The following is an 8,806-nucleotide window of genomic DNA, read 5'->3' on the forward strand; positions in this document are numbered from 1 at the left end:
GGAGCGCAGCCTGAGCCGCAACCAGGTGTTCCAGGTGATGTTCCTGCTGGACGAGTCGCCCCTGGCCGCATTGGAGCTGCCGGGGCTGCGGCTGGCGCCCGTGACGGCGGACGCGCGGACGTCGCTCTTTGACCTCACGCTGGGGGTGGAGAAGGGCGACGACGGGCTGGCGGCGCGCATCGAGTACGCCACGGACCTGTTCGACGCGGGCACCATCGAGCGCATGGCCGAGCACTTCTGCCAGCTGCTGCGCGGCATTGCCGACGCGCCGGACGCCCGCGTGAGCGCCCTGCCCCTGCTGGGCGACGCCGAGCGCCGGCAGGTGGTGGACGGATACAACGCCACCCACGCCGAGTACCCGGCCGATGCCCGCGTGCACGACCTGTTCGCGGCCACGGTGGAGCGGACGCCGGACGCGCCCGCCGTCTCCTGGCCGGGCGGCGCGCTGACGTACGCGCAGCTGGACGCGCGGGCCAACCGCCTGGCGCGGTACATCCGCGCCCGCGGCGTCCGCGCGGACAGCGCCGTCGGCATCTGCCTGGAGCGGGGGCCGGAGATGATGGTCGCCGTCCTGGCCGTGCTCAAGGCGGGCGCCGCGTACGTCCCCGTGGACCCGGCGTACCCGGCGGACCGCATCGCCTACATGCTGGCCGATTCCGCCGCGCCCGTCCTGCTCACCCAGACGCGCATCGCCGAATCGCTTTCCGCCACGGAGGCCGTCGTCGTCCGCGTGGACGCGGACGCGGAGGTCATCGCGGCCGAGTCCGCCGAGGCGTTCGACGGGGGCGCGCAGCCGGACGGGCTGGCGTACGTCATCTACACGAGCGGATCGACGGGCCGGCCCAAGGGCGTGGCCATGACGCACCGCCCGCTGGTGAACCTGCTCGCCTGGCAGCAGCGCGAATGGCGCCACCCCGACGCCGCGACGACGTTGCAGTTCACCACGCTGTCGTTCGACGTGTCGTTCCAGGAGATCTTCAGCTGCTGGACCGGCGGCGGGAACCTGGTCCTCGTGGATGAAGACGAGCGGCGCGACTTTGCCGCCATCCTGCACCGACTGGAGAACGACGGCGTCCAGCGGCTGTTCCTGCCCTACGTGGCCCTGCAGCACCTGGCCGACGTGGCGCAGGAGCGCGGCACCGTGCCCTCCCGCCTGCGCGAGGTGCAGACGGCCGGCGAGCAGCTGCGCGTGACGCCCAGCATCCGCCGCCTGTTCGAGCTCACGGGCGCGGAGCTCAGCAACCAGTACGGCCCGTCGGAGACGCACGTGGTGACGGCGCTCACGCTGGCGGGCGAGCCCGCGGCGTGGCCGCTGCTGCCGGGGATCGGCGGACCCGTGGCCAATTCGCGCTGCTACGTGCTGGACGGCAACGGCGAGCCGACCCCGGTCGGCGTGCCCGGCGAGCTCTTCCTGGCGGGCACCTGCCTGGCCCGCGGCTACCTGCACCGGCCCGCGCTCACGGCCGAGCGCTTTGTCCCCGATCCGTTCGTCGCCGGCGCGCGTGCCTACCGCACGGGCGACCGCGCGCGGTGGCTGGCGGACGGCACGCTGGAGTTCCTGGGCCGCGTGGACGACCAGGTCAAGGTGCGCGGCTTCCGCATCGAGCCCGGCGAGATCGAGGCGGCGCTGGAGACGCACGCCGCCGTGCAGAAGGCGGCCGTCATCGTCCGCGAGGACGCGCCGGGCGACCGGCGCCTGGTGGGCTACGTCGTCCCCGCCGTTAGCGCGAACGTGTCCCCGTCGGAGCTACGGGCGCACCTCAAGGCGATGCTCCCCGAGTACATGGTGCCCGGCGCGTTCGTCGTGCTGGACGCGTTCCCGCTCACGCCCAGCGGCAAGGTGGCCCGCCGCGCCCTTCCCGCGCCGGACGCGTCGGTGGACGCGGAGGCCCGCATCGCCCCGCGCACCCCGGCCGAGCAGGTGCTGGCCGGGATCTACGGCGAGGTGCTCAAGGTGGATGGCGTGGGCGCCAACGACGACTTCTTTGCCTTGGGCGGCCACTCGCTGCTGGCCACGCGGGTGACGTCGCGCGTGCGGCAGGCGTTCGGCGTGGAGCTGCCCGTGCGCGCGCTGTTCGAGGCGCCCACGGTGGAAGGGCTCGCGTCGCGCATCGAGGCGCTGCGGGCGGACGCGCCGTCCGCGGACACGCCGCTGGTCCCCGTGGATCGTTCTCAGCCGCTGCCGCTCTCGTTCGCGCAGCGGCGGATGTGGTGGGCGTACCAGCTGCAGGGCGCGCCGGAGAGCTACAACCTCAGCTTCGGCCTCCGGCTGACGGGCGAGCTGGACGCGCACGCCCTGCGGCGCGCGCTAGAGATGATCGTCGCCCGGCACGAGGCCCTGCGGACGCGCTACGCCGAGGTGAACGGCGAGCCCGTGCAGATCGTGGAGCCGGCCACGCCGTTCGAGCTGCCCGTCATCGACCTGTCGCCGTTTCCGCCCGTGGGCCGCGAGGCGCGGGTCCAAAAGCACGCGGAAGAAGACGCCGCGCGCCCGTTTGACCTGGGCCAGGCGCCGATGGTGCGTGCCACGCTGCTGCGGCTGGACGACCGCGAGCACGTGCTGCTGGCCAGCATGCACCACATCGCCAGCGACGGCTGGAGCATCGCCCTGTTCACGGACGAGCTGCGCGCGCACTACGCGGCCGCGCGGAACGGGACGGCGGCGGCCCTCGCGCCGCTCGCCATCCAGTACGGCGACTACGCCGCCTGGCAGCGCGCCCGCGCCGAGGACGGCTCCATCGCCCGGCAGCTGGCGTTCTGGAAGGGCGCGCTGGCCGGGGCGCCGGCGGCCACGGAGCTGCCGGCGGACCGTCCGCGCCCGCCCGTGCAGCGCTTTCGCGGCGAGACCTTCCACGTGCGCCTGGACGCGCCCCTGGCCGACGGCCTGCGCGCCGTGGCCCGGGACGAGGCGTGCTCGCTGTACATGGTGCTGCTGGCGGGGTTCGGCGCGTGGCTGCGCCGCTACACGGGGCAGGACGACGTCGTCGTGGGCTCGCCCGTGGCGGGGCGCGACCACCCCGCGCTGGAGCCGCTCATCGGCTGCTTCATCAACGTGGTCCCCCTGCGGCTGCGGACGGACGCGGCGGCGAGCTTTCGCCAGGCGCTGGCCCGCGTCCGCGCCACGACGCTGGACGTGTTCGCCAACGCCGACGTCTCGTTCGACCAGGTGATCGAGACGGCGGGGGTGGCCCGCGAGGCCAGCCGCAACGCGCTGGTGCAGGTGCTGTTCGCCCTCCAGAACACGCCGGCGGCCGCGTTCACCCTGCCGGGGCTGGAGGCCCGCCCGCTCGACGGCGCCGCCCGCACGTCGCGCTACGACCTGAGCATCTACCTCAACGAGGAGGCGGACGGCGGGCTGGACGCGCTCGTGGAGTTCGACACGGACCTGTACGACCGCGCCACCGTGGAGCGGTGGATGCGCCACTACACGCGCCTGCTCCACTCCCTCGTCGCCGCGCCGGACCAGGCCGTCGGGCTGGCGGAGATGCTGGACGACGCGGACCGGGAGCGCGTGCTGGCCGCGTGCAACCGCACGGACGCGCCGTTCGCGGACGAGACGATCCCCGCGCGGTTCGCGGCGCAGGCGGCCCGCACGCCCGACGCGCTCGCCCTCGTGGCGGACGACGAGACCCTGACGTACGCGGAGCTCAACCGCCGCGCCAACCGCCTTGCCCACGGCCTGCGGGCCCGCGGCATCGGGCCGGAGTCGCGCGTGGGGCTGCTGCTGGAGCGCTCCGCGCAGATGGTGGTGGCCATGCTGGGCGTGCTCAAGGCCGGCGGCGCCTACGTGCCGCTGGACCCGGCGTATCCGGCCGAGCGCGTGCGCTTCATGGCCACGGACGCCGGCCTGGCGCTGATCCTGGCCGACGCGGACCTGGCCGCGCGCTTTCCCGTGGACGTGCCGACGGCGAGCCCCGCGTCCGTCGCCCTGCCGGCGGACCGTGACCCGGCCCCGACGGCGAACGCCGGGAACGCGGCGTACGTCATCTACACCTCCGGATCCACGGGCCGGCCCAAGGGCGTCGTCGTGCAGCATCGCAACGCGGCCAACTTCTTCGCGGCGATGGATGCAAAGGTGGGCGCCGAGCCGGCGACGTGGCTGGCCGTGACGAGCATCTCGTTCGACATCTCCGTCCTGGAGATCCTGTGGACGCTCACCCGCGGCTCGCGCGTGGTGCTCCACGGCGACCGCCCCCGCGCCGCGGCCGATGTCGTACCGGCCGCGCGGACGATGGATTTCTCGCTCTTCTTCTTCTCCAGCAGCGAGAGCGCGCGGACGGCCGACAAGTACCGCCTGCTGATGGAGGGTGCCCGCTACGCGGATGCCCACGGCTTCCACGCCGTGTGGACGCCGGAGCGGCACTTCCACGACTTCGGCGGACTGTATCCCAATCCCGCCGTGACGGGCGCGGCCGTCGCCGCCGTGACGCGGAACGTGAAGATCCGCGCGGGCAGCGTCGTGCTCCCCCTGCAGGACACCCTCCGCGTGGCCGAGGAGTGGTCCGTGGTGGACAACCTGTCCGGCGGCCGCGTGGAGGTTTCGTTCGCCAGCGGCTGGCACGCCAACGACTTCGTCCTCAAGCCGGACGCCTTCGAGACCCGCAAGGAGGTGATGTTCAGCGGGATGGACGAGGTGCGGGCCCTGTGGCGCGGTGAGAAGGTGCGCCGCGTGAACGGCAAGGGCGTGGCGATCGAGGTCGGCACGCTGCCACGCCCGGTGCAGCCGGAGCTGCCCGTGTGGATCACGGCGGCCGGCAGCCCGGACACCTTCCGCCGGGCGGGCCGGAGCGGCGCGCACCTGCTCACCCACCTGCTGGGGCAGAGCCTGCAGGACCTGGAGGCGCGCATCCGCGACTACCGCGAGGCGCGCCGCGAGGCGGGGCTGGACCCCGCCACGGGCCGCGTCGCCCTCATGCTGCACACCTACGTGCACGAGGACGCGGAGCTGGTCCGCGAGCGGGTGCGCGGGCCCTTCCGCGAGTACCTGCGCAGCTCGTTCGACCTGGTGCTGCAGCTGGCGTCGGGCGCGGGGTACGATCCAAAGAACCTGTCGCCCGAGGACGTGGAGTCCATGCTGGACTACGCCTTCGAGCGCTACTACGGCACCAGCGGGCTCATGGGCACGCCCGACCAGTGCGTGGAGATGGTGGGTAAGCTCCGCGCCATCGGCGTGGACGAGATCGCCTGCCTGGCGGACTTCGGCGTGGACGAGGACCAGGTGATCGAGGGCTTCGACGCCCTGGCCGGCGTCCTTCGGCGCAGCGGCGAGGTCCCGGCGGATCATCGTCCCGATGGCGCCACGGTGGCGGAGCGTATCCGCGCCCACGGCGTCACCCACCTGCAGTGCACACCGTCCATGGCCGGCGTCCTGGCGTCCGACCCGGATGCGCGCACGGCGCTGCAGGGGCTGCGGTGCATCCTCGTGGGCGGCGAGGCCCTGCCGTCGCCCCTGGCCGCGCAGCTGCGCGAGACGTCCGAGGCGCGCCTGCTGAACATGTACGGGCCCACGGAGACCACCGTGTGGTCCGCCGTGCACGAGGTGGACGCCGGCACGGGCCCCGTGCCCATCGGCCGGCCCGTGGCCAACACGCAGGTCTACGTCGTCGACGGATTGATGCAGCCCGTGCCGGCCGGCGTCGCCGGCGAACTGCTCATCGGCGGGCAGGGTGTCGTGCGGGGCTACCTGGGCCGCCCGTCGCTCACGGCCGAGCGCTTTGTCCCCGATCCGTTCGGGACCGAGGCGGGCGCGCGCCTGTACCGCACGGGCGACCTGGCCCGGCGCCGCGACGACGGCGTGCTGGAGTTCATGGGCCGCATCGACCAGCAGGTCAAGGTGCGGGGCCACCGCATCGAGCCGGGCGAGATCGAGACGGCGCTCCTGGCGCATCCCGCCATCCGCGAGTCCGTCGTCGTGGCCCGCGCGGACGGCAGCGGCGAGCACCGCCTCGTCGCCTACGTCACCCCGGCCGCGTCCGCGGAGAAGATCGCCGTCCCGCCCGTCCGCCGGCAGCCGCTGACGGACGCCCAGCGCGACGGGATCCTGGCCGACCTTCCCCGCTACACCCTGCCGGACGGCGCCGTGGTGGCCAGCCAGCAGGACAGCACCACGCGCGAGCTGTTCACGGAGATCTTCGAGGATCTCGTCTACCTGCGCCACGGGCTCACGCTGGAGGACGGCGCGCGGGTGATGGACGTGGGGTCCAACATCGGCATGTTCACCATGTTCGCCCACAGCGCCGCCCGCGACGTGCGGACGTGGAGCTTTGAGCCCATCCCCGACACCTTCGCGCGGCTCCAGGCCAACGCGGCGCTCACGGGCGGCGCGAATGCCAAGGTCTACAACACGGGCGTGGCGCACGAGGAGGGCACGGCGACGTTCGTCCACTACCCGCAGTCGTCCGGCCTGAGCGGGCGCTACGCGGACCTGGAGCGGGACCGCGGCATCACCCGCAGCATCATCGAGAACTGGATGAACGACGGCGCCGCGGCCGCGGGCGTGGGCACCGTCACCCAGGCCGAGGTGGACGCCTTCCTGGACGAGCGGTTCCAGGCCGTGGAGTTCGAGTGCCGGCTGCGCACGCTCAGCAGCGTCATCCGCGAGGAGGGCATCGACCGCATCGACCTTCTCAAGGTGGACGTGGAGAAGAGCGAGTACGACGTGCTGATGGGCATCGACGAGGAGCACTGGCCCCTCATCCGCCAGCTGTCGATGGAGGTGGATACCGAGGAGCTGCTGGAAAAGATCAGCGCGCTCCTGGACCGCCACGGCTACGAGTACGTCACGGACCGGTACGTCACCATCCACGAGGGCGCGCCGGAGGACGGCGGCGAGCACGTGTACATGCTCTACGCCAAGCGCCCCGGCGACGGCGCGCCCCTGCGCCGCGAGGCCGCGGTGCCGGCGGAGATGCCCGGGCCCGCGGAGCTGCGGCGCTGGGTGGGCGAGCGGCTGCCGGACTACATGGTGCCGTCGCTGTTCGTGACGCTGGACGCGCTTCCGCTCACGCCCAACGGCAAGGTGGACCGCAAGGCGCTGCCGGACACCACGCCCGTTCGCGCGGTGGAGGTGGAGTACGTGCCGCCGACGAACGACCTGGAGGGGATCATCAGCGAGGTGTGGCGCGAGGTGCTGGGCGTGGAGCGGGTGGGCATCCGCGACAACTTCTTCGAGCTGGGCGGCACGTCGGTCAAGCTGGCGAGCGTGCACCGCCTGCTGGGCGAGCGCATTGACCGGCCCGTGACGGTGGTGGACCTGTTCCGCTATCCCACGGTGGCGGGGCTGGCCGAGTACCTGGCCCGCGACGCGGAGGACGGCAGCAAGCGCCGCAACGAGGCGCAGGACCGCGCCAGCCGCCAGCGCCAGGCCCAGGAGGCGCGCCAGCGCGGCCGGCCGGGGCGTCCGGGGCGGTAAGGGAGCTCTCGCGCGGGAAGGGGAAGGGGAGGGATCGAGGGTGGGAGTTCGGCGCGGGAGGGCCGGCCCCCAACCCGCCCCCACCCGGGCTCATAGAACTCGCCCACCCTCCCCCCAAACGGCTGGGGGAGGGTTGAGGCGGGGACGGATCGAGGCGGATCGACGGCCTCCCAGACCCGGCGATTGAAATCGCGGCACCGGATACGTGATGTCGGCCTTCGCCGACGGGTCCGTCCCGGGTGAGTGCCGTGGGATGCGCGCGGTCCGCGCCGGCGCGATTCAGTGCGTCGCCGATGCAGACAGATGGCGCCTTGTTTTCCTGAGGGGCCCTCACGGCACCCGACCGCGTTGGATGCCCGTGGCCCCGAAGGATCTCGCCTGCTTGATCCGGCGCTGTGCATCGCGACGGATGCCGGCGGTCCGGTCCCGTCGCGGTGTCGGCGCCGAGCACGGGACGCAAGATCCTTCGGTCGGCGCCGGGGAGCGGTGCGCGACGGGGATCGCGCGGCGCCTCCCTCAGGAAATCAGGCGGGGTTCGATGTGCAGTTCTCCCCCTCCCCCGCGCAGCGGGGGCAGGGGGCGGGGGGAGGGGGCCTCTCCGCGTGCGGCAGGAGCCCCGCTCCCACGGAGGAACATCAGTTCAACCTCCCCCAGGGGTTTTGGGGGGAGGTGCGAGCCTGGGCGAGCGGAGGGGGCGCCGCTCGGAGCCCGCCTCCACGCAGAAAATCCGTCAGCGGGCCGAATCCGAATCGTCCGAAATCCGGATCGTCGCAGTCCGGGTCGTCCGAAGTCCGAGTCGTCCGCAGTCCATCAGCGCAGTCCATCAGCAGCAACGGCGGGAGCACATGAGCAGCAACGGCGGCAACGAAGGTCCCGAGCGCATCGCCATCGTCGGCATGGCGTGCCGCTTTCCCGGCGCGGAGAACGTGGACGCCTTCTGGCGCAACCTGCGCGACGGCGTGGAATCCATCCGGCGCTACACGCCCGACGAGCTTCGCGCCGCGGGCGTGCCCGAGGCTGTCCTCAACAGCGCGGACTACGTCCCCGCCTTTGGCGCCGTGGAAGACGCCGACCGCTTCGACGCGGAGTTCTTCGAGTTCACGCCGCGCGACGCCGAGCTCACCGACCCGCAGCACCGGCTGTTCCTGGAGCAGGCCTGGGCCGCCCTGGAGCACGCCGGCTGCGACCCGTTCAGCCATCCCGGCCTGATCGGCGTGTTCGCGGGGTGCAACATGAACGCGTACCTGCTGCAGAACGTGGCCGCCGGCGGCGGGCGCGACGTGGACTTCCTGACCAACCGCATCCGCAGCGATTCCAACTTCCTGGCCACGCTGGCCTCGTACAAGCTCAACCTGCGCGGCCCCAGCTTCACGGTGGGCACGGCATGCAGCACGT

At 73.0% G+C, this 8,806-nt stretch carries 2 protein-coding genes; both read left to right on the top strand.

Annotated features, from left to right (window positions below):
- Positions 1–10: 10 nt before the first annotated feature.
- Positions 11–7,411: a non-ribosomal peptide synthetase gene (locus VFZ20_RS05180; protein ID WP_329682772.1), complete on the top strand. Its 7,401-nt coding sequence runs from the start codon at positions 11–13 to the stop codon at positions 7,409–7,411.
- 845 nt (positions 7,412–8,256) lie between these two features.
- Positions 8,257–8,806, top strand: a 550-nt coding sequence (locus tag VFZ20_RS05185; protein ID WP_329682771.1) for a polyketide synthase, incomplete at its 3' end; no start/stop codon positions are given.

Origin of the sequence: Longimicrobium sp., assembly GCF_036280135.1 — a bacterium.
Lineage (GTDB): Bacteria > Gemmatimonadota > Gemmatimonadetes > Longimicrobiales > Longimicrobiaceae > Longimicrobium.